The following is a 22,468-nucleotide window of genomic DNA, read 5'->3' as shown; positions in this document are numbered from 1 at the left end:
ACAAAATACCAATTTATTAAAAAGTAAAAATTGGTATTGACATTTTTTAAATAATTTGATATTATTAAATATATAGAATAAAGGGGGAATTTTATGGAACAATCTAATAAACCATTGTATATAAAAATTAAAGAATATATACTAAAAAATATAAACAATGGAACCTTTAAACCTGGAGAAGTTATTCCAACTGAAAGAAGTCTTTCTGAAAATTTAAAAGTTAGTAGACAAACAATTCGTAAAGCAATTCAGGAATTAGTTTATGCGGGGTATCTTTATAGAGTTCAAGGAGCAGGAACATTTGTATTTGATAAAAGTATAAATTCTGATAAAAAAAATAATCATATAGGGGTATTATTGAATAATTGTTCTGACGAATTTGAATCAAAAATATTAAATGGGATAGAAAAGGCATTAGAAGAAAAAGGATTTTCTATAACTTTTATGAATAGTAATGAAAATTATAAAAAAGAAGCCGAAAATATCCATAAATTAAAACACGAAGGTGTTGCAGGAATGATAATAATGCCTGCTGAAGATCAAAAAGATAGCAATGCCATATCAGATTTAAAAGAAGAACAATTTCCTTTTGTTTTAGTAGACAGACGTTTACAAGGTTGTGAAACCGACGTTGTTATGTCTGATAACATCGATGGAACATTTAAAGCAACTAATCATTTAATAGATAGAGGGCATCATAAAATAGCTTTTATAAAAAACAGATATTCCATTACATCCACTATAGAAGATAGAATAACTGGTTATAAAAAAGCAATGAAAAATTTTGGATTTGAAGATGAAGAAATACTTTTATACTCATATAATGAATATAAAAAAACTGAAGATCAGATTTATGAAGAATTATATAAATATATAACAGAAAATAAAATAACTGGCATTGTGGCATTAAATGATTATGTAGCCTTACATATTGTGAAGATGAGTAGAATAAAAAATATAAAAATACCTGAAGATTTATCTGTTGTTGGATTTGATGATAAAGAAATAGTAAAACATTTGGAAGTACCATTAACAACTGTAGCTCAATATCCAAAAAATATTGGTTATCAAGCTGGTAACTTACTCATAAAAAAAATTGAAATAAAAAATAATGATGAATTAGATTCTAAAATAATTCATCAAATATATTATCCAACTAAATTGATAATAAGAAACTCAACTAAAAACTTATAAAATAATCTTTAGGAGGCTTAAAATATGTACTTTACTGTTGAAAAAATAAAAAAATATGTTGAAGAGATTAAAAAACATATTTATGAAAAAATTATAGATTTAGAAATAATGGAATATATTAATATTGGAGTTAATAATTTAGGATTAGATTATGTAAAAAATAAAACTTGGAAAGAATTTAATATAGGAAATAGATGGGGAAACAAAGATGAAATATATTGGTTTAGAAAAACAATTAAATTTCCAAATGACTGGTCTAAAGATAATGTTGCATTATACTTTAATTTAGGTAAAGGAGATCTTGGAGGCCTTTCAGGAACAGAATCATTAATTTATATAAATGAAAAGCCAGTGCAAGGATTAGATATTAATCATTCCGAAGTATTTTTGAAACCAGAATGGATTATAAATGAAAAGATAATTATTCATATAAAAGCATTTAGTGGAATTAATAATAAAAATAATTTGTTTTCAGAAGCAAAATTAGTAAAAATAAACAGAGTTACAGAAGACTTTTATTTTAGATCATTAACTGTATTACAAACAGTATTAGAATTAGATAAAAACTCTTTTGATAGAAAAAATTTAATTGAATTTTTAGATAAATCATTTAAAGTAATTGATTTTAGAAAAACTGGGACAAAAGAATTTTATGATTCAATTACAAAAGCTAATGAATTATTAGAAGAATTTTTGAAGAACTATAAATCAAATGAAAAAAACAAACCAAAAGTGGTTGCTATAGGACATTCTCATATTGATGTTGCATGGCTTTGGAGATTAAAACATACGAGAGAAAAAGCTTCAAGAACATTTTCAACAGTAAATCATTTAATGAATCAATATGAAGAGTATCAATTTGTACAATCTCAACCTCAGCTATATGATTATATAAAAAAAGATTATCCTGAAATATATGAAAATATAAAAAAAAGAATAAAAGAAGGTAAATGGGAAGTTACAGGAGGAATGTGGGTAGAAGCAGATTGCAATGTTCCATCAGGAGAATCTTTAGTAAGGCAATTTTTATTTGGACAAAAATTTATGAAAGAAGAATTTGATATAAGAAGTAAAATTTTATGGCTTCCAGATGTATTTGGATACTCATGGGCTTTACCTCAAATAATAAAAAAGAGTGGCTGTGAATATTTTATGACTACAAAAATAAGTTGGAGTCAGTTCAACAAACCTGAATATGACACATTTAATTGGAGAGGAATAGATGGAACAGAAATTTTAACACATTTTATAACAACGCCTGATGAACATGGAGCTCATTTTTATACATATAATGGTTTATTAACTCCAAAAAGTGTAAAGGGATTATGGGATAATTACAGTCAAAAGGATATAAATGATGAACTATTAATTGCTTTTGGATGGGGAGATGGTGGTGGTGGACCTACCAAAGAAATGATTGAAACAGGAAAAAAAATAAAAGAAATGCCAAGTATACCAGATATAGAATTTGGAAAAGCAGAGCCTTTTTTTAAAAGATTAGATGAAAGGGTTAAAGAAAAGTATAAATTACCAACAGTTGATGGTGAACTATATTTAGAATTTCATAGAGGTACATATACTTCACAAGGAAAAACAAAAAGAAATAATAGAAAAAGTGAGATTTTACTTCACAATGTTGAAGTATTTAATACTTTATCGAGTATTGAATTAAATAATATATATCCACAAGAAAAAATAAATGAAGGATGGAAAATACTTTTAAGAAATCAATTTCATGATATTTTACCTGGTTCTTCAATACATGAAGTTTATGAAGATAGTCAAATGGAGTTTGAAAAATTATTTAATCTTGAAGAAACATTACTTAATAAAGTTCTTCAAGAAATTTCAGATAATATAAATATTAAAGGTAATAAATTAATAGTATTCAATTCATTATCTTGGATAAGAAGTGGTGAAATTTTTATAAAATTTAATGATGAGTTTAAAAATAAAGTTTTTGTGGATGAAAATAACGAAATTGCTTATTCAAAAATTATAGGGAATATTATAAAAATAAATGTAGAAAATATTCCTGCAATGGGTTATAAAACATATAAAATAGTTGATGGAAAAAATGAATCTATAAAAAATTATTTAAAGTATGAAAATGATACTATTGAAAATAAATTCTATATAATTAAATTAAATAAGAATGGTCAAATAATTTCATTATTTGATAAAGAAGCATATAGAGAAGTTTTACCAAAAGGGAAAAAAGCTAATGTTTTACAGACTTTTGAAGATAGGCCTATGATGTTTGATGCATGGGATATAGATATATATTATAGAGAAAAAGTATATGAAATAAACAATTTAGTGAATAAGAAAGTAATTGAAAATGGTCCAGATAGAATAGTAATTAATTTTGAATATGAATTTTTAAATTCTAAATTATCTCAAAATATGATAGTTTATTCTGATAAAAGAAGAATAGATTTTGAAACAAAGGTAAATTGGAATGAACATCAAGTTTTATTAAAAGCGTTATTTCCAGTAGATGTTAGAACTACAAAAGCTACTTATGAAATACAATTTGGAAATGTTGAAAGAAACACTCATTGGAATACAAGTTGGGATTATGCAAAGTTTGAAACAGTAGCTCAAAAATGGGTAGATTTATCAGAAAGAAATTATGGTGTAAGCTTATTGAATGATTGTAAATATGGTCATGATATAAAAGATAACAATATGAGAATTACATTAATAAAATCTGGAATAGAACCAGATAAAATGGCTGATAATGGTAATCATGAGTTTGTTTATAGTATTATGCCACATGTTGGAGATTGGTTTGATGCAAATACAACAAAAGAAGCATTTGAATTGAATTATCCTTTGATTGCAAAAACAACTAATAAATCAGGCAATTTAACTTCTATAAAGAGTTTTATAGAAGTTGAAGAAACTTCAGTTATTTTAGATACAGTAAAAAAATCAGAAGATGAAAATGCTTTTATTTTAAGATTTTATGAATATTCAAATGCTAATGATACAGTAAAAGTTAAACTCAATTCAAACATTAAAATTCTTGAAGAGTGTAATTTATTAGAAGAAAAAGAAAAAAATGTAGAGTTTAATAAAAATATTTTTGAATTTACAATAAAACCTTTTGAAATTAAGACTTTTAAGGTTTATTTGGAGAAAGTATAATGTCTAATTTAAATATTCCATGGGAAGATAAACCATTAAATTGTGATGACACAATTTGGAGATATTCAAAAAACCCAATAATAGAAAGAAATGCTATAAAAAATTCAAATAGTATTTTTAATAGTGCTGTAATTTCTTATGAAAATGAATTTGTTGGAATATTTAGATGTGATAATAAATGTAGAGAAATGAATATTCATTTTGGTAGTTCAAAAGATGGAATTAATTGGAAGATAAAAGATAAACCAATAGAATTTAAATCAGCAAATTCATCAGATGAAGAAGTTGGAATATCATCATATAAATATGATCCAAGATTGTGTAAAATAGAAAATAGATATTATATAACTTGGTGTAATGGGTATCATGGACCAACAATTGGAGTTGGATATACAGATGATTTTAAAACATTTTATCAAACTGAAAATGCTTTTTTACCTTTTAATAGAAATGGAGTATTATTTCCTAAAAAAATAAATGGAAAATTTGCTATGCTAAGCAGGCCAAGTGATAATGGTCATACTCAATTTGGAGATATATTTTATAGTGAAAGTCCTGATTTAATTCATTGGGGAAAACACAGACATGTTATGGGAACGACAAATATAAATACAAGCCCTTGGCAAAGTACAAAAATTGGAGCGGGTCCTGTTCCGATAGAAACAAAAGAGGGATGGCTTTTAATATATCATGGAGTCTTAACTTCATGTAATGGATATGTTTATCATATGGGAGCAGCAATATTAGACAAAGAAACTCCTTGGAAAGTACTATATCGTTCAAGACCATATTTGCTATCTCCACAAAAGCAATATGAATGTGTAGGAGATGTACCAAATGTTGTATTTCCATGTGCAACTTTACATGATAAAAAAACAGGAAAAATAGCAATATACTATGGTGCAGCTGATACAGTAACATGCCTTGCTTTTTCAACAATACAAGATATAATTGATTTTACAAAAAATAATTCATTATAAAAAAAATTAAATGCTTGATTTCTTTAAAATATAGAAATTAGGCATTTAATTTTTTTGATCTTTTTGTTTATTGTAATTTAAAAGAATAAAGGTATAATATAAGGGGAGGTATTTTTATGATTGCAATAAGAGGAGCAACATCAATAGAAAAAAATGAATCAAAACATATAAAAGAAAAAACAATAGAATTGTATGATAAAATAATGAAGGAAAATGATATAAAGAAAATACTTAGTATAATTGTTTCTGTTACTTCAGATATAACAGAAATAAATCCTGTAACTATAATTAGAGAAAATTTTAAATTAAAAAAAGTAGCATTGCTTTGTGTTCAAGAGGCTCAATTTAAAAATAGTAAAAATGGAATAATTAGATTTTTAATTCATTGTGAAAGTAATACAAATAACTTTGTTTTTTTACATGATGCAAGAGAATTAAGACCTGATTTGGAGGAATAAAATGATAATTTTTTTAAAAAATAATTGTGAAAATAATGAACTTGAAAAATTAAAAAATACAATTAAAAGTATGAATTTGAAATTCAAATTATATAATCATGGAGAAAGAAATATAATAGAACTAATAGGAGAAGATAGATATTTTTCTAAAGAAAGATTTGAAACTTTTACATGCGTTGAAAAAGTAGTAAAAATATTAAAACCTTATTATTTAGTTTCAAAAGAATATAAAAATGAGACTATAATAAAGTTCAATGATTTTGAAATTAAAAATAATAACTTTACAATTATTGCTGGTCCTTGTTCTATTGAAGATAGAGATATGACTTTTGAAATAGCTCATTTTTTAAAAGAAAATGGAATAAAAATAATGAGAGGTGGAGCATTTAAACCTCGTACTTCACCATATTCTTTTCAAGGAAATGGAATGAAAGCTCTTGAATATTTAAAGGAAGCTTCAGAAAAATATAATCTTTTAACTGTTTCAGAAGCAGTCGGTATTGATGTGTTAAAAGAAATTAAAAATTATGTAGATATAGTTCAAGTTGGCTCAAGAAATTCTCAAAATTTCGAACTTTTAAAGAATCTTGGTAGTATTAATAAACCAGTTTTATTAAAAAGAGGATTTATGAATACAATAGAAGAATTTTTACAATCCGCTGAATATATAGCTCTTAGAGGTAATAAAAATATAATTCTTTGTGAAAGAGGAATAAGAACATTTGAAAATCAAACAAGAAACACTTTAGATATTTCTGCATTTCCATTAATAAAATTAAATTCAAATCTTCCAATAATATCTGATCCGAGCCATGCAGCAGGTAGAAGAGATATAATACCAACTTTGGCAAAAGCTTCTATGGCTTCAGGAGCAAATGGTATAATAGTTGAAATTCATCCAAATCCAGAAAAGGCCCTTTCAGATGGAAAACAAAGTTTAAATTTTAAAGAGTTTCAAAGTATGGTAAAAGAATTAATAAATTTATCTTCAGCTTTAAATATAAAAATAAATTAAAAAAAATATATAAGGATATAATATGACAGAATATTTAAAACAAAATATGAAAAATTTATATGGTAATAAGGGTTTAAGTTTTTTAAAAAATTTAAATCAAATAATATCAAAGATTGAAAAAATAAAAAAATATAAGTATATTAAAGATTTTAAAACATTATCTTTTAATTATGTTGGATTATTTGAAAAAGATAATGAAAAATATGCAATAAAAATTTTTGTTCCAAATGATGAAATTTATGGAGAAGTTTTTGCATTAAAAAATAAGAATTTAGTTGAAATTATTGAATATGATAAAAATTTATACTGTTTAATTGAAAAGTATGCTGGTAATAAAATGCTTTTAGACTTAAATGATAATAAAAAAGAAACTGAAATAGCTGCAAAATTATTAAAAAAACTTTATATAAAAAAAGAATATTATAACGATAAAAAATTAAAAAATATTAAAGATATGAGTAAAAATATAATAAATTTCTACGATATTTTGAGTAAAGATATTGATAAAAATATTATAGATGAATCTATACAATTATTTAATTCATTAAAATATGAGGATTTATATTTAATACATGGAGACTTTCATCATTTTAATATATTAATAAATAGTAGTCCAATAATAATAGATCCAAAAGGATATTTGGGTAATATATATTATGAAATTTCAAATTATATGAGAAATAATTTAAAGGAAAATAAAGAATATGAAATAATGGAAAGTCTGATTTAAAAACTATTGAAGTTATTAAAATTCTTTACAATCTGAAACATTAAAAAATTAATTAAAAGGAGTAAATATATGAATATATATATTGTTAGACATGGTGAAAGCGAACATAATAAAGCAGGTATTTGGCAAGGCTTACTAGATGGAGAATTAAGTGAAGTAGGTATAGAACAGGCAAGAAAACTTTCAAATAAATTACAAAATGAAAAAATTGATGCAATTTATTCTTCAAAACTTAAAAGAGCAATGAAAACTGCCGATATAATTGCAGAAAAACATAATTTAAAAGTAGAAAGATACAAAGAATTCAATGAATGTAAAATAGAACTTTGGAATGGATATAGCATAAATGATGTATTTACAAAATTTAGTAGCGAATTTGAGGAATGGGCAAATAATCCATGGACAATAATTGAAGGTGTTGAATCTATGGGAAATTTGCAAAAAAGAGTTGTTGAAAAATTTTTAAAAATTGTGAAAAAACATTCAGAAGAGGACACAATATTAATTGTATCCCATGGACTTGCATTGAGAACCATAATTCATTGGATATTTGAAATGCCACTAAACAAATATAGAAAAATTCATTTATACAATACATCATTAACAAAGATAAAATATGAAAAAGATACCTTTAGCATAGAATTTTTAAATGACACTTCGCATTTAACTAAATAGATGAGGTGAAGAAAATGAAACGATTCAATACAACAGGAGTGTGTGTTCCTAAAAAGCATTACATGGTTAATACAGAGAATAAATTAAAACAAATAATGAAATTAATAGAAAATGGTGAATACTTTACAATAAATAAACCAAGACAGTTTGGTAAAACTACTACTATGTTTTTACTTGAAAAAAAGTTAGAAAATAAGTATACAGTAATTTCCATAAGTTTTGAAGGTATTGGTTCCATAATAATGGAAGATGAAAAAGAGTTTGTTCAAAGTTTTTTAGAAGATATAACAGATTCATTAAATATAAAAATAGATAAAAAAATAATAAAAACTATGAAAGAACTATCAAAAATAATAACAAAAATAGCTAAAGCAAGTGAAAAAAAGATAGTACTAATGATAGATGAAGTAGATAAAAGCTCTAATAATCAACTATTTTTAAACTTTTTAGGCATGCTCAGAACAAAGTATTTAGAAGCAAACAAAGGAAAAGACTATACATTTTACAGTATAATCTTAGCTGGAGTACACGATGTTAAAAGCTTAAAAACTCATATAAGGCCTAATGAAGAAATAAAGTATAACAGTCCGTGGAATATAGCTGTAGACTTTGACATAGACTTATCTTTTAATTCAGATGAAATTTCTACTATGATAGTTGATTATTATAATGATAGAGGTTATGAACTCAATAATGTTAAATACATTTCTGAAAAATTATACTATTATACATCAGGTTATCCTTTTTTAGTTAGTAAACTTTGTCAAATTATTGATGAAGAAATGATGGTAGAAAAAGAATGGACTGATGAAGTTCTTCAAGATGCCGTAAAGATTATTCTAAAAAAACAAAACACTAACTTTGAATCATTAATTAAAAATTTAGAGAATAATGAAGATATATATAACTTAGTATATAAAATAATAATAGATGGAAAAGAAGTCAAATATAATATGTATAATCCAATAATAAATCTATGTTTAATGTATGGTATATTAAAAAACGAAAATGGTACTTTAAAGGTTCAAAACAAAATTTATGAACAATTAATATATGATTATATGGCATCAAAAATAGAAACATCACAAAATGTGGATACTGAAAGATACAACTTTAGAGATAACTTCATAATTGGAGACAAATTAAATATGGAACTCGTTTTAAAAAAGTTTCAGCTTTTTATGAAAGAACAATACTCAGAAAAAGATATGAATTTTGTAGAAAGGAATGGAACATTAATATTTTTAGCATTCATAAAACCAATAATAAATGGAAAAGGATTTGACTTTAAAGAAGTTCAAGTTTCTGAAGAAAAAAGGCTTGATGTTGTTATTACATATGGTAAGTACAAATATATTATTGAAATGAAAAAGTGGTATGGTGAAGAATATCATAAACGTGGTATTAAGCAACTTGAACATTATCTTGAAATAAACAATCAAAATAAAGGTTATTTAGTAATTTTTGACACTAGAAAAAAATCTAATAAAAAACAGGATAATATAAAAATTAAAAATAAAGAAATTTTTGTCGTTTGGGTTTAAAATATTAAAAGTTATAATATTGAGCCTATAAGAAATTATGTGTAAAAACAAAATATTTTTCATTAGTACTAAAATTATAACTCAAAAAACTAAAATAAAAAAATAACAGTTAAAAAAACTTTTATTTTAAAGAATATAAACTTTTAAGCATTTTAAATCTAAGAAATCTATTCTCAAAAATTATGTATAATTCAGATATAATTATAATTTCTATATCTGAATATTTTTTTGTAGCATTATGCATAGCTAAGCAAAGTATTTTCATTAATGAGTTTTTATTTGAAAATATAGCTCTTATTTTTTTCGTTTTTCTAAACTGTATATTTAAAGATTTTATAGTATTTGTTGTATATATTATTTTTCTAATATCTTCTGAGTTAATTTATATTTCTTTTTTATTGAGTACAATGAAAAAATTATAACAGCAATATAACCTAATACGGAAATTATTGAAGCTTCTATACCAAAACTTCCACCAGTAAAAAACTGAAAAGTAGAGGATAATTTGTATGAAAAGATTGCATTTTTATTATGTGTAGTACTAATACTTAAAATATTTCCTATTATAATAATATTCCAAAGCCCATGTACAATAGCACTAGCCCAAATTGAATTGCTTTCATATACGATTAAAGAAAACATAATACCCACAGTTGTTCCAGCAATGCAAAGTAATATTATATCAATAATGTTCAAGTTATGTCCAATAATATGTAAAACACTAAAAATGATTGAAGGAACAATTATGGAAATTGTTTTTCCCCATTGCTTTTCAAAAACTTTCATTATCAAACCCCTAAATATCATTTCTTCAACTACTCCTGTACTAAATCCTAAAATAAAAATAGCTGTTAATATAATATTTATAAAACCTCTTGTATTCATAGTATTTTTTATTAATTCACCAGAAGAACTTAAAAATACAAAAGAAACTATAATTGGTAATAAAATTCCAACTATTAACCACTTAATATAAATTTTAGGTTTATTGATGTAACAAGAATTCGGTGAAATATATAATATCTTATTACAATATAATTTTATTGAAGAGTATGAAATTATAATGTATACTATTCCAAATAATATGGAGGTTATTTCTTTTGGTAAAGGTAATAAATATACTAGACTACTTATTAGTTGTGAAAGTGGTATTAATAAAATTCCAAACGAAGTTGGTAATATTACTTGTTTAGTTATTAAAAAATTTTTTTTCATTTTTTAGGCTCCTTTGTATGTAATATCAAAAAACATAAATTTTTTAATTATTTTTTTTATCAAAGAGTTCTATTTTTTGATTTTCTTTTTGAGATTTATAACGTTTTATTTTAGACATAACGATTTTATCTTCAGTGATTAATTTTTCTTTCATCATTAAATATCTTACCTTTTCTGGTTTTGTAAAGAACCACAAACCTTTAGCTGAAGAAAACTCTGGAACATTAACTAAAAATTTAGTTCCTATAACTGCTTTAGATACAATTTTTTCAATTGCACCTATTTTTTTGAAATAAGTAATTGCATTATGTACTCTTCCTATACTTATATTTAAATTTTTAGCGATTTCTCTAACACTCGTATACATAAAGGTTTTATTATATCCTGCTCCATAACTTATATTATACAAATAAAGATATACCTTTGAAAATGAAGAAGGCGTTAATTGTAATATATACATTAATACTTTTTCGGGTATTTGAATAAAAGGTCTTACTGGTCTATATTCAAACTCCTGTATACTGGTATCATTCTTCATTTTGTATTTTTCCTCCAATTATTTCTAAAGAATTTAATTGATATTTACCATTGAACACAGCATTTAATTTTATTTTAGAATAACATTTAGGGCATATATATTCTTTATTTATGAAAAAATTTCCAGTAGAATAATCTGTAATCAAATCATAGCCTTTTCTCAAGTGACTGTTAAATTCAGTCCCACACTTATCACATTTTATGGATATATAGAGTGTATTGCCTTCACTTTTAAAGATAGATTTTTTATTTTTTTTCTTAAAGAAATTAAACAATGAACTCACTTCCTTTCAATAAATTGTACCACAAAAATATAAATAAATAATATTTTATACAATACTTGAACGAATAGTGTTTTTCATATACATAAAAAAATAACAAACAAGAAATGATGCAAAGTTATAAAATGAATTTAAAATGTTATAATAAATATTAGGGGGTGGTGATATGGTAAAGGATTTTAAAGTTCATAGAGGATATCCTGTTTTTGGTGCAACAGTTGATTCAAAAGGAGTTAATTTTTGTATTTTTTCAAGAAATGGAAAAAAAGTCACTCTCGAAATATATGAAAACTTTTATGATGATGTACCTATTTTTAAATATACACTTAATGAAAGAAAGTTTAAAACTGGTGATACTTGGCATATTTATGTTGAGAATGCAAAAGCTAATATGTATTATGGATGGCGAATTGATGGAGAATATGACCCAGAAAAGGGAAATAGATTTAACTATAAAAAATTATTGTTAGATCCCTATGCAAAAGCTATTTCGGGAACATATGATTTTGATGATCCTTCAATGTATGGATATAAAAAAGATAGTAAGTTTAAAGATCTTGAAATATCAGATATTAATTCCTCAAAAAGTTCTTGTAAAAGTATAATCATAGATGATAGTTCTTATGATTGGGAAGATGATGAACATCCAAGAACTCCTTTTAATGATACAATAATTTATGAAATGCATGTAAGGTTGTTTACAATGAATCCAAATTCAGAAGTTGAATATAGAGGTACATTTGATGGAATAATAGAAAAAATAGATCATTTAAAAAAACTTGGAATAACAGCAATTGAATTACTTCCTATCTTTGAATTTAATCCATCAGCAAATACAAGAATTAATCCTCTAACAGGAGAAAGACTTGAAGATGTTTGGGGATATAATCCCATTAACTTCTTTTCTGTTACAGGGAATTATACACATGGATTAAGATTAGGAGAACAAGTTTTTCAATTTAAAGACTTTGTAAAAACTATGCATAAAAATGGAATTGAAGTTATTTTGGATGTAGTATACAATCATACAGGTGAAGGAAATGAAATGGGACCAACATTATCTTTTAGAGGAATTGATAACTCAATATACTATATATTAGAAAAAAATAAAAGATACTATGCAAATTATTCGGGAACAGGAAATACTTTAAACTGTAGTCACTTAGTTGTTAAAGAAATGATATTAGAAAGTTTAAGATACTGGGTTACAGAAATGCACGTTGATGGATTTAGATTTGATTTAGCAGCCGTTCTTGGTAGAGACTCAAAAGGAAATTGGATAGGAGATGTTTCTTTATTAAAAGATATTGCAGATGATCCAATATTATCTGGAAGCAAATTAATTGCGGAAGGTTGGGATGCAGCTGGTGGATATTTTGTTGGAGAATTTCCTACTGGTTGGGCTGAATGGAATGGAAAGTTTAGAGATACAGTAAGAAGATTTATTAAAGGAGATAATGGTACAGTAAGTGATTTAGCAACGAGAATTGCTGGAAGCCCTGATTTATTTTGGAAAGAAGGAAGAACAACATACAGTAGTGTTAATTTTATTACAGCGCACGATGGCTTTACAATGTGGGATTTGGTTTCATATAATTATAAAAAAAATATAGAAAATGGTGAAAATAATAGAGATGGAATGAATGAAAATGACAGTTACAATCATGGTTATGAAGGAGAAACAGATGATCCAGCAATAATAAAATTAAGAAAAAGACAAATTAAAAATTTTATAGTTACGTTAATGGTATCTCAAGGAGTTCCTATGATTCTTATGGGAGATGAAGTTTGTAAAACTCAACATGGTAATAATAATGCTTATTGTCAAGATAATCATAAAAACTGGATAGATTGGAGAAGAAAAGATAAATTCAATGATATTTACAATTTTTTTGTTAAAATGATAGATTTTAGAAAAAAACATCATTCTTTAAGAAGGGTTCACTTTTTTACTGGAAGAGATTTTACTGGAAATGGTATCGCTGATGTAACATGGCATGGAGTAAAACCATACAATCCAGACTTTAATGAAAATTCACACTCCTTAGCTTTTTTGATTAGTGGAGAAGATTTTGCAGAAAAATACAAGAAAAAAGATAATGATATATACGTGGTTTTAAATTCTTATCATGAACCTTTAACTTTTGAAATTCCTGAAATAAAAGGTAAAAAATGGTATAGAGTTGTTGATACATATAATGAAAATGATTTTTTAGATGATCCTATAGTATTAAATAGTACAAAGTATATAGTAAAAGAAAAAAGTTCTATAATATTAATTAGTAAATAATTAAAAAGGAGACTGAAATGAAAAAAATTTTAATTTTAATTTTATTTATTGTTTTATTTAATTTTAGTTTTTCTATTGATTTTAAAAATATTGTAATTAATATTACCGATGATGGTGCAGAATGGCCGCCATATATTTACTATGAAAGAATTAATGGAGAAAAAACAAATAAGATAACAGGATTTACAGTTGAAGTTATTAAAAAAATTTTTGAAGCTGAAAATATAAAATACACTATTACACTTTTACCTTGGAAAAGAGCATTAAAAGAAGTAGAAATTGGAAAAAAATATCAAATGATATTAAATGCAAGTTATAATGAAGATAGAGCAAAAAAATTTTATTTTTCAAAACCTTTTTATTATACTCATCCTTATTATTTCTATAATAAAAAGTTACATCCAAATGGATTGGATATAAAAAAATTGAATGATTTTAAAAATTATAGGATAAATGGAGTACTTGGATACAATTATGAACTCTATGGATTAAATAAAAAAAATGTTGATACCACTGCAAAAAATTTTTTAGGAGCAATAAAACAAATTCAAGCTAATTATTACGATCTTTTTCCAGAAGCATTTGAAGTATTATATGGTTATTTTATTTTAAATGATCTTGACTTTGAAAAAGAACAGATTGGATATAAACCAATTCAATGGTTAAAGCCAACAACATTTTATGCAATATTTACAAAAAATAGTTTTGGACTTGAATTAAAAAAAATCTTTGATAAAGGTTTAGAAAAATTAAAAGAATCTGGAGAATATGATAAAATATTAGATAAATATATAAAATATTAAATACAATTTTTTTGTTTTGAAAATTAGAGTGAATGAAGGTTTTAAGTTGAATAAAAGCAAAAAATTAATAAAAAATGTTATATTTATACTTTATTGTAAAAAATTATTTATGATAAAATATAAAGTGAAAAACTAAAAATAAAAAGGGGGCAAAATAATGCTTACAGATATTGAAATAGCAAGAAAAGCAAAACTAGAAAAAATAGATAATATAGCTGAAAAATTGAATATTCCTGAAGAATATTATAATAACTATGGAAAACATATAGCTAAAATATCAAATCACTATATGAAAGAATTAAAAGATAAAAAAGATGGAAAATTAATTTTAGTTACTGCAATAACTCCAACTCCAGCTGGAGAAGGTAAAACAACGACAAGTATAGGTTTATCAATGGCATTAAATAAACTCGAAAAAAAATCAATAGTAGCTTTAAGAGAACCATCATTAGGACCAGTAATGGGCATAAAAGGTGGAGCTGCAGGTGGAGGATATTCACAAGTTTTACCAATGGAAGATATTAATTTACACTTTACTGGAGACATACATGCAATTACAACAGCACATAATTTAGTTTCAGCAGTACTCGATGCTCATATAAAATATGGAAATAAATTAAATATAGATACAACAAGAATATTATGGAAAAGAGCAATGGATATGAATGATAGAGCTCTTAGAAATATAGTAATAGGGCTTGGAGGAAAAGCCAATGGTGTAACAAGAGAAGACGGCTTTATTATAACAGCTGCTTCTGAAGTAATGGCCGTATTATGTTTAGCTGAAAGTATTACGGATTTAAAGAAAAAATTGGCAAGTATAGTAATTGCAAGAAACTTAAAGGGAGAACCTGTAACAATTGGAGATTTAAAAATAGAAGGATCATTGGCATTAGTTTTAAAAGATGCAATAAATCCTAACTTAGTACAAACAATTGAAAATACTCCAGCATTGATACATGGTGGACCTTTTGCTAATATAGCACATGGAACAAATTCAATGATGGCTACAAAAATGGCATTGAAAATGACAGATTATGTTGTTACAGAAGCTGGTTTTGGAGCAGACCTTGGAGCAGAAAAATTTTTAGATTTTGTTTCACCAACATTTAAGTTGCATCCAGATACAGTTGTTTTAGTAGCTACTATAAGAGCATTAAAGTATCATGGAGGTCAAAAATTAGATACTATATCAGAAGAAAATCTTGAAACATTAAATAAAGGTTTAGAAAATCTAAAGGTTCATATAGAAAATTTAAAAAAATTTGGAGTTCCAGTTGTAGTAGCAATAAACAAATTTGCAACTGATACAGAAAAAGAAATACAAATTGTAAAAGATTATGCAGAAAATCTTGGTTCAAAAGCAAGTATAAATACATCATTTGCAGATGGTTCAAGTGGAGCTATTGAACTTGCAAAAGAAGTAATAGAATCAGTAGAAAAGGAAAATAACTACAAACCTTTATATACACTTGAAAATACACTTGAAGAAAAATTAGAAATACTATCAAAAGAAATATATAGAGCAGGAACATTAGAATTAACTCCAACGGCAAAAAGTAAAATAAAATTTTTAAGAAAGTATGGATATGATAACTTACCTTTAATAGTTGCAAAAACACAATCATCAATATCTGATGACAAGAAAAAATTAGGAGCACCAAATGGATATAAGTTTACTGTAAGAGATTTTGAACTTTCTGCAGGAGCAGGATTTATAGTAGCACTTGCAGGTGAAATAATGAGAATGCCTGGACTTGGTAAGATACCAAATGCTGTTAATCTTGATATAGATAAAGATGGAATAATAAAAGGATTATCTTAAGGAGGAGTTTATGAAAATAGATGTTTTGCCAGTTATTGAAAAAATAAAAAAAGAAATTAAAGAACATAGAGAAAAGTTAAATAGAAAACCAAAGCTAATAAGTATAACAGATGATTATACTGGAGCAACAAAAGCTTATTTAAAATCACAAAAAAGAATAGCAAAAGAATACGATGTTGACTTTGAAATAATAGAAACAGAAAATTTAATAGAAACAATTAAAAAATATAATGAAGATAAAAATGTGGATGGAATATTTGTTGCAAGACCAACAAAAACAATAAAGTTTATTGAAGTAGCAAAAATTTTAAATCCAGCAAAAGACGTTGAAGGAGTTACGCCTTACAATATGGGAATGAACTTCTATGGAGTAGAAGAATTTGTTCCATGTACAGCAGAATCTGCAGTAAAAATATTAGAACAAACAGAGGAATTAAAGTCAAAAAAAGTTGCAGTAATAGGAAGAAGCATAACAGTTGGAAAACCCCTTGCAATAATGCTTGAAAATTATGGTAGAGACTGTACAGTTAATATATTAAATTCTAAAACAAAAAATATGCAAGAAATAACAAAGAATTCAGATATAGTTATAGTAGCAATTGGAAAAGCAAATTATGTAAATATGGACTTTTTAAAAGAAGGAACAACAGTAATAGATGTTGGGATAAATGTAGTAGATGGCAAACTCACTGGTGATGTTTCAAAAGAAGTAGAAAAATATTGTTCTGTAACACCAGTTCCAGGAGGAGTTGGAAGTGTTACATCTGCTATACTAATGAGAAATGTTTTTAGAGCAGCAATTAAGGGAGGAAAAATATGAAAAAATATATAAACTATGCAGTCAATAAAATAGAAGAACTTTGTAAAACTCCAAGTCCAACAGGATATACAATAAAAGCACAAGAATACTTAAAAAATGAATTTAAAAAGATAGGATATGAAGCAACTACTTCAAATAAAGGTTCTGTAATAGTTGATTTGGGAGGTAAAGGAGATAAATTAGTATTAGCTGCTCATATAGACACTCTTGGAGCAATGGTTAGATCAATAAAAGGAAATGGAAGATTGAGACTCACAAAACTTGGAGGATTTCCAGAAAATAATATTGAATCAGAAAATTGTATTATACATACAAGAAATGGAAAAGAATATACAGGAACAATTCAACTTGTAAATCCAGCCGTTCATGTAAACAGAGAAGTTGGAACTATGAAAAGAAATGATACAACTGTTGAAGTTGTAATAGATGAAATAGTTAAAAATAAAGAAGATGTAGAAAAACTTGGAATAAAAGTTGGAGATTTTATATCATTTGACCCAAGAACAATAGTAACAGAATCTGGATTTATAAAATCAAGACATCTTGATGATAAAGCAAGTGCAGGAATCTTAATTGCATTAGCAAAGTATATAAAAGAAAATGCTGTTCAATTAAATAAAAAAGTTTGTTTGATATTTACTAATTATGAAGAAGTTGGACATGGTGGTTCTGCTGGAATACCCGAAGATACAAAAGAAATGATATCTGTAGATATGGGAGCAGTTGGAGATGATCTAACTACTGATGAATTTAAAGTTTCTATATGTGCAAAAGATTCAGGTGGTCCATATAACTATGAATTAACAACTAATTTGATAAATATAGCTGAAAAGTTAAAATTAAACTATGCAGTTGATATTTATCCATATTATGGTTCTGATGTTGAAGCAACCTTAAGAGCAGGATATGACATTAAACATGGTTTAATAGGACCTGGCGTTTTTGCATCACATGGATATGAAAGAACACACAAAGAAGGAATAGAAAATACATTTAAATTAATTTTAAATTATATACAACAATAAATTCAACCTCTAAGAGGTTGAATTTAAATTGATATTGGAGGGAAAAAATGAATACTGAAATAAAATTTGCAAAAGAATTAATTGATTTTATTTATGAAAGTCCAACAGCTTTTCATGCAGTTAAAAATGTAAAAAATATTTTATTAAATTCAAACTTTAAAGAATTAAAAGAAAATGAAAAATGGAATTTAAAAAAAGAAGGAAAATATTTTGTTACTAAAAATGATTCAGCATTAATTGCTTTTATTGTGGGAACTGATGAAATTGGAAATTCTGGATTTAAACTAATTGGAGCTCATACTGATTCTCCTTCTTTTAGAATTAAACCTTCTCCAGAAATTATTGTAGAAAAAACTTACATGAAATTAAATACAGAAGTATATGGAGGACCAATATTAAACACATGGATGGATAGGCCACTTGCATTAGCTGGAAGAGTAACTTTAAAAAGTGAAAACATATTAAATCCAAACACTAAATTAATAAATATAAACAAACCAATAATGATAATACCAAACTTAGCAATTCATATGAATAGAAAGGTTAATGAAGGTGTAGAACTAAATAAACAAAAAGATTTATTACCTTTATTATCTATGGTAAATGAAAAACTTGAAAAAGAAAATTATCTATTAAATATAATTGCAAAAGAATTAGAAATCAATCCTGAAGAAATAATAGATTTTGATTTATTCTTATACGAATATGAAAAAGGTTGTATTATGGGAGTAAATAATGAATTTATTTCATCACCAAGGTTGGATGATTTAGCAATGGTTCATGCTGGTATAGAAGCTATAAAAGTAGCAAAACCAACAAAAGCAACAAATGTTATGGTATGCTTTGATAATGAAGAAGTTGGAAGTACAACAAAACAAGGTGCAAATTCTGATATGCTTGCAAATATTTTAGAAAGAATAACAATAGCACTTGGAGGAAACAGAGAAGACTTTTTTAGAGCTTTATCAAACTCTTATATAATATCAGCAGATAATGCACATGCAATACATCCAAATATGCCAGAAAAACATGATCCAACAAATAAACCAGTAATAAATAAAGGACCTGTAATAAAGATAAATGCCAATCAAAGCTATACAACAGATAGTAATTCATCAGCAGTTTATGAAATGTTATGTAAAAATGCAGGAGTACCGTATCAAAAGTTCGTTAATCGTTCAGATGTAAGAGGAGGTTCAACAATAGGACCTATTTCATCAACACATTTAAATATTCGTTCAATAGATATAGGAAATCCTCAACTTGCAATGCATTCAATAAGAGAATTAAGCGGTGTTTTAGACCATACATATGTAAAAAAATCATTTGATGAATTTTATAAAATATAAATTTCTGTATATAATATTATTATACTAATAAAAACAACTCTTAGATTAATTCTAAGAGTTGTTTTTTCTTATCATTTTATCAATAGCTTTTGCAGCTTTTTTACCAGAACCCATTGCTAAAATTACGGTTGCTGCTCCTGTTACTATATCTCCACCTGCAAAAACTTTATCTTTTGTCGTTTTTCCATCTTCATCTGCAACAATACATTGTTTTTTATTAATTTCAATATCTTTTGTTGTAGAAGTTATTAAAGGATTTGGTGTTGTTCCTATTGCCATAATAACTGTTTCTGCATCTATTATATATTCTGATCCTTTTATTTCAATAGGTCTACGTCTTCCTGATTCATCGGGTTCTCCTAACTCCATTTTTATACATTTTACACCTTTTACCCAGTCATTTTCATCTGCTAATATTTCAACAGGATTTGTTAATAAATGAAATTGTATACCTTCTTCTTTTGCATGATGTACTTCTGCTTCTCTTGCAGGCAACTCTTTTTCACTACGTCTATAAACTATGTGTACCTCACTTCCAAGTCTTAAAGCTGTCCTTGCGGCATCCATAGCAACATTCCCGCCACCTACAACAACGACTCTTTTTCCAACCTTAATTGGTGTTTCATAATCTTCTAAATAAGCTTTCATTAAGTTTGTTCTTGTTAAAAATTCATTTGCTGAAAATACACCTTTTGTATTTTCACCAGGAATATTCATAAATCTTGGTAGTCCTGCTCCTGAACCTATAAATACTGCTTCAAATTTTTCTTCTTCTATTAACTCATCTATAGTAATAGTTCTTCCTATTATTACATCAGTTTCTATCTTTACACCAAGTTTTTTTAATTTATTTATTTCTGTTTTTACTATTTTATCTTTTGGAAGTCTAAATTCAGGTATTCCATAAGTTAAAACTCCACCAGCTTCTTGAAGTGCTTCAAATATTGTAACGTCGTATCCCATTTTTGATAAATCACCAGCACAAGCTAAACCTGCTGGTCCACTTCCAACAATAGCTACTTTGTGACCATTTTTTTCTATAGTGTTTTTTATTTCTATATTATTTTTAATTGCCCAATCAGCAACAAATCTTTCAAGATTTCCTATTGCCACTGGTTCACCTTTTATTCCTAAAATACAAGTACTTTCACACTGTATTTCTTGTGGACAAACTCTTCCACAAACAGCTGGTAATGAAGTGTATTTAGTTAAAATTTCATAAGCTTTTTTAAAGTTTCTTTTTTTTACTTCTTGAATAAATCCAGGTATATCTATTGCAACTGGACATTTTGGTACACATCTTGGATTTTTACAGTTTAAACATCTTTTTGCTTCTTCTACTGCTTCATCTTCAGTATAGCCTAATGATACTTCAAAAAAATTATTTTTTCTTACATTAGGATCCTGTTCAGTCATCTTTATTCTTTTATCCATTTATAGCACCATCCAATCTACATGAATGTTTTTTTTCTATATCAGAGAATGTTGTTTGTCTATTCATTGCTTCATCAAAGTTGATTAAATGAGCATCAAATTCTGGACCATCAACACATGTAAACTTTACTTTTCCACCAATACTAACTCTACAACCACCGCACATACCAGTTCCATCTAACATTATGGTGTTCAAACTGGCTATTGTTTTTATATTGTATTTTTTAGTTAATTTAGATACAAACTTCATCATTATCATTGGACCAATGGTTATTACTTCATCTATTTCTTCATTATCTAACATATCTTGAAGTTTATTAGTTACCAATCCCTTAAATCCATAACTACCATCATCAGTACATATGTGTAAGTTGCAATTTAATTTTTCAAATTCTTCTTTTAATATTATAAAATCTTTATTTTTAAATCCTAAAATTACATCTGTTTTTATATTTCTTTCTGAAAACCATTTTACTTGAGGATATATTGGGGCTGATCCAACACCTCCACCAACAAATACAATTCTTTTGTTTTTTAATATTTCTATATCTTCATGAACAAACTCTGATTCATTTCCAAGCGGTCCTGCAAAATCTTTAATGTATTCATTTTCTTTTAATGAAACAAGCTTTTTTGTTGAATAACCTATTGCTTGAACAACAATATTTACTGTTCCTTTTTCTTTATCATAATCTGCAATGGTTAGTGGAATTCTTTCACCTTTTTTATCAATAATTAGTATAATAAATTGTCCTGGTTTTGCGGAATGAGCTACTCTTGGTGCTTCTATTATCATTTCATGTATGTTTTCTGCTAATTTTTTATTTGATATTATTTTATACATATACATTCCTCCAATAAATTAGTTATCATATGAAATATACTCAATTTATTAAAAAAAGTCAAGAACAAAATTGTTTTTAAGTTTAATTTTTTATTAAATTCTATTAATTTTGTCGTATATAACTTCTTAATATTTTATGAAACGTATTTTTTTCAATCTTTTATTTTTTTTGACCATTTTTCAATTGTAATTTGACTTGTTCTTCTTTTCAATTGTAATTTGACTTGTTCTTCACTTGCAAAATACATACATATAGAAATTGATGGGAGATATGTAATACGAAAAGTTGGAGCGTA

General features: G+C 25.8%; 20 protein-coding genes. 14 read left to right on the top strand and 6 right to left on the bottom strand.

Annotated elements, in window-relative coordinates; translation table 11 throughout:
- Positions 1 to 93: 93 nt before the first annotated feature.
- The 8 genes from IGS63_RS08325 to IGS63_RS08290 all read left to right on the top strand — a co-directional run bounded on the left by IGS63_RS08325 (position 94) and on the right by IGS63_RS08290 (position 9,749).
- Entirely contained in the window at positions 94 to 1,194 is a 1,101-nt protein-coding gene (locus tag IGS63_RS08325) for a GntR family transcriptional regulator (protein WP_190614065.1), read from the top strand.
- Between the two features lie 24 nt (positions 1,195 to 1,218).
- A complete protein-coding gene (locus tag IGS63_RS08320) occupies positions 1,219 to 4,347 on the top strand; it encodes an alpha-mannosidase (protein WP_190614063.1) in 3,129 nt (1,042 codons plus the stop codon).
- Positions 4,347 to 5,327, top strand: a complete 981-nt coding sequence (locus IGS63_RS08315; RefSeq protein WP_190614061.1) for a glycoside hydrolase family 130 protein — start codon at positions 4,347 to 4,349, stop codon at positions 5,325 to 5,327. The genes IGS63_RS08320 and IGS63_RS08315 overlap by 1 nt, the downstream gene beginning before the upstream one ends.
- A gap of 116 nt (positions 5,328 to 5,443) precedes the next feature.
- On the top strand, positions 5,444 to 5,785 hold the full coding sequence (gene aroH / locus IGS63_RS08310) for a chorismate mutase (protein WP_190614059.1): 342 nt from the start codon (positions 5,444 to 5,446) through the stop codon (positions 5,783 to 5,785).
- 1 nt (position 5,786) lies between these two features.
- Positions 5,787 to 6,800, top strand: coding sequence for a 3-deoxy-7-phosphoheptulonate synthase (aroF, locus tag IGS63_RS08305; RefSeq protein ID WP_190614058.1), 1,014 nt, complete (start codon positions 5,787 to 5,789; stop codon positions 6,798 to 6,800).
- Positions 6,801 to 6,822: 22 nt separating this feature from the next.
- The gene (locus IGS63_RS08300; RefSeq protein ID WP_190614056.1) at positions 6,823 to 7,530 is read left to right on the top strand and encodes an aminoglycoside phosphotransferase family protein; all 708 of its coding nucleotides are present in this window, start codon (positions 6,823 to 6,825) and stop codon (positions 7,528 to 7,530) included.
- A 69-nt stretch (positions 7,531 to 7,599) separates the two neighbouring features.
- Positions 7,600 to 8,205 carry a histidine phosphatase family protein gene (locus IGS63_RS08295; protein WP_190614054.1) on the top strand — a complete coding sequence of 202 codons (606 nt, stop codon included), beginning with the start codon at positions 7,600 to 7,602 and terminating at the stop codon, positions 8,203 to 8,205.
- A gap of 14 nt (positions 8,206 to 8,219) precedes the next feature.
- Positions 8,220 to 9,749 (top strand): AAA family ATPase, encoded by a 1,530-nt coding sequence (locus IGS63_RS08290; RefSeq protein ID WP_190614052.1) that lies wholly within the window; start codon positions 8,220 to 8,222, stop codon positions 9,747 to 9,749.
- 121 nt (positions 9,750 to 9,870) lie between these two features.
- Here the strand turns inward: IGS63_RS08290 and IGS63_RS11850 are convergent, their stop codons facing one another.
- Genes IGS63_RS11850 through IGS63_RS08270 form a run of 4 tightly spaced genes read right to left on the bottom strand, consistent with a single transcriptional unit; the run spans position 9,871 to position 11,776 of the window.
- Complete coding sequence (locus IGS63_RS11850) at positions 9,871 to 10,071, bottom strand: hypothetical protein (RefSeq protein ID WP_420856923.1); 201 nt, start codon at positions 10,069 to 10,071, stop codon at positions 9,871 to 9,873.
- Positions 10,072 to 10,103: 32 nt separating this feature from the next.
- Positions 10,104 to 10,964 carry a CPBP family intramembrane glutamic endopeptidase gene (locus IGS63_RS08280; protein ID WP_190614050.1) on the bottom strand — a complete coding sequence of 287 codons (861 nt, stop codon included), beginning with the start codon at positions 10,962 to 10,964 and terminating at the stop codon, positions 10,104 to 10,106.
- Positions 10,965 to 11,007: 43 nt separating this feature from the next.
- Complete coding sequence (locus IGS63_RS08275) at positions 11,008 to 11,502, bottom strand: hypothetical protein (RefSeq protein WP_190614048.1); 495 nt, start codon at positions 11,500 to 11,502, stop codon at positions 11,008 to 11,010.
- The gene (locus IGS63_RS08270; protein WP_190614046.1) at positions 11,492 to 11,776 is read right to left on the bottom strand and encodes a hypothetical protein; all 285 of its coding nucleotides are present in this window, start codon (positions 11,774 to 11,776) and stop codon (positions 11,492 to 11,494) included. Before IGS63_RS08270 ends, IGS63_RS08275 begins: the two co-directional genes overlap by 11 nt.
- Positions 11,777 to 11,948: 172 nt before the next feature.
- On the opposite strand from IGS63_RS08270, the gene glgX reads away from it, so the two are divergent.
- The 6 genes from glgX to IGS63_RS08240 all read left to right on the top strand — a co-directional run bounded on the left by glgX (position 11,949) and on the right by IGS63_RS08240 (position 19,894).
- The gene (gene glgX / locus IGS63_RS08265) at positions 11,949 to 14,072 is read left to right on the top strand and encodes a glycogen debranching protein GlgX (protein ID WP_190614044.1); all 2,124 of its coding nucleotides are present in this window, start codon (positions 11,949 to 11,951) and stop codon (positions 14,070 to 14,072) included.
- 17 nt (positions 14,073 to 14,089) lie between these two features.
- Positions 14,090 to 14,875: a substrate-binding periplasmic protein gene (locus tag IGS63_RS08260; RefSeq protein ID WP_190614042.1), complete on the top strand. Its 786-nt coding sequence runs from the start codon at positions 14,090 to 14,092 to the stop codon at positions 14,873 to 14,875.
- A gap of 157 nt (positions 14,876 to 15,032) precedes the next feature.
- Positions 15,033 to 16,700 (top strand): formate--tetrahydrofolate ligase, encoded by a 1,668-nt coding sequence (locus IGS63_RS08255; RefSeq protein WP_190614041.1) that lies wholly within the window; start codon positions 15,033 to 15,035, stop codon positions 16,698 to 16,700.
- Between the two features lie 10 nt (positions 16,701 to 16,710).
- Positions 16,711 to 17,520 (top strand): bifunctional 5,10-methylenetetrahydrofolate dehydrogenase/5,10-methenyltetrahydrofolate cyclohydrolase, encoded by an 810-nt coding sequence (locus tag IGS63_RS08250; RefSeq protein WP_190614039.1) that lies wholly within the window; start codon positions 16,711 to 16,713, stop codon positions 17,518 to 17,520.
- Positions 17,517 to 18,545, top strand: coding sequence for a M42 family metallopeptidase (locus IGS63_RS08245; protein ID WP_190614038.1), 1,029 nt, complete (start codon positions 17,517 to 17,519; stop codon positions 18,543 to 18,545). Before IGS63_RS08250 ends, IGS63_RS08245 begins: the two co-directional genes overlap by 4 nt.
- 47 nt (positions 18,546 to 18,592) lie before the next feature.
- A complete protein-coding gene (locus IGS63_RS08240; protein ID WP_190614036.1) occupies positions 18,593 to 19,894 on the top strand; it encodes a M18 family aminopeptidase in 1,302 nt (433 codons plus the stop codon).
- A gap of 51 nt (positions 19,895 to 19,945) precedes the next feature.
- Here IGS63_RS08240 and gltA read toward each other — a convergent pair whose 3' ends face one another.
- A complete protein-coding gene (gltA, locus tag IGS63_RS08235; RefSeq protein WP_190614034.1) occupies positions 19,946 to 21,328 on the bottom strand; it encodes an NADPH-dependent glutamate synthase in 1,383 nt (460 codons plus the stop codon).
- On the bottom strand, positions 21,321 to 22,172 hold the full coding sequence (locus IGS63_RS08230; protein ID WP_190614032.1) for a sulfide/dihydroorotate dehydrogenase-like FAD/NAD-binding protein: 852 nt from the start codon (positions 22,170 to 22,172) through the stop codon (positions 21,321 to 21,323). Before IGS63_RS08230 ends, gltA begins: the two co-directional genes overlap by 8 nt.
- Positions 22,173 to 22,468 lie beyond the last annotated feature (296 nt).

This window comes from Tepiditoga spiralis (assembly GCF_014701195.1).
GTDB classification, from domain to species: Bacteria; Thermotogota; Thermotogae; order Petrotogales; family Petrotogaceae; genus Tepiditoga; species Tepiditoga spiralis.
Note: the sequence above shows the minus strand (reverse complement) of the source record. Positions and strands in the feature narration are given on the sequence as shown.

Coding starts and splice junctions, on each gene's coding strand:
- IGS63_RS08325 (WP_190614065.1), top strand. CDS start 94: ATGGAACAATCTAATAAACCATTGTATATAAAAATTAAAGAATATATA.
- IGS63_RS08320 (WP_190614063.1), top strand. CDS start 1,219: ATGTACTTTACTGTTGAAAAAATAAAAAAATATGTTGAAGAGATTAAA.
- IGS63_RS08315 (WP_190614061.1), top strand. CDS start 4,347: ATGTCTAATTTAAATATTCCATGGGAAGATAAACCATTAAATTGTGAT.
- aroH (WP_190614059.1), top strand. CDS start 5,444: ATGATTGCAATAAGAGGAGCAACATCAATAGAAAAAAATGAATCAAAA.
- aroF (WP_190614058.1), top strand. CDS start 5,787: ATGATAATTTTTTTAAAAAATAATTGTGAAAATAATGAACTTGAAAAA.
- IGS63_RS08300 (WP_190614056.1), top strand. CDS start 6,823: ATGACAGAATATTTAAAACAAAATATGAAAAATTTATATGGTAATAAG.
- IGS63_RS08295 (WP_190614054.1), top strand. CDS start 7,600: ATGAATATATATATTGTTAGACATGGTGAAAGCGAACATAATAAAGCA.
- IGS63_RS08290 (WP_190614052.1), top strand. CDS start 8,220: ATGAAACGATTCAATACAACAGGAGTGTGTGTTCCTAAAAAGCATTAC.
- IGS63_RS08280 (WP_190614050.1), bottom strand. CDS start 10,964: ATGAAAAAAAATTTTTTAATAACTAAACAAGTAATATTACCAACTTCG.
- IGS63_RS08275 (WP_190614048.1), bottom strand. CDS start 11,502: ATGAAGAATGATACCAGTATACAGGAGTTTGAATATAGACCAGTAAGA.
- glgX (WP_190614044.1), top strand. CDS start 11,949: ATGGTAAAGGATTTTAAAGTTCATAGAGGATATCCTGTTTTTGGTGCA.
- IGS63_RS08260 (WP_190614042.1), top strand. CDS start 14,090: ATGAAAAAAATTTTAATTTTAATTTTATTTATTGTTTTATTTAATTTT.
- IGS63_RS08255 (WP_190614041.1), top strand. CDS start 15,033: ATGCTTACAGATATTGAAATAGCAAGAAAAGCAAAACTAGAAAAAATA.
- IGS63_RS08250 (WP_190614039.1), top strand. CDS start 16,711: ATGAAAATAGATGTTTTGCCAGTTATTGAAAAAATAAAAAAAGAAATT.
- IGS63_RS08245 (WP_190614038.1), top strand. CDS start 17,517: ATGAAAAAATATATAAACTATGCAGTCAATAAAATAGAAGAACTTTGT.
- IGS63_RS08240 (WP_190614036.1), top strand. CDS start 18,593: ATGAATACTGAAATAAAATTTGCAAAAGAATTAATTGATTTTATTTAT.
- gltA (WP_190614034.1), bottom strand. CDS start 21,328: ATGGATAAAAGAATAAAGATGACTGAACAGGATCCTAATGTAAGAAAA.
- IGS63_RS08230 (WP_190614032.1), bottom strand. CDS start 22,172: ATGTATAAAATAATATCAAATAAAAAATTAGCAGAAAACATACATGAA.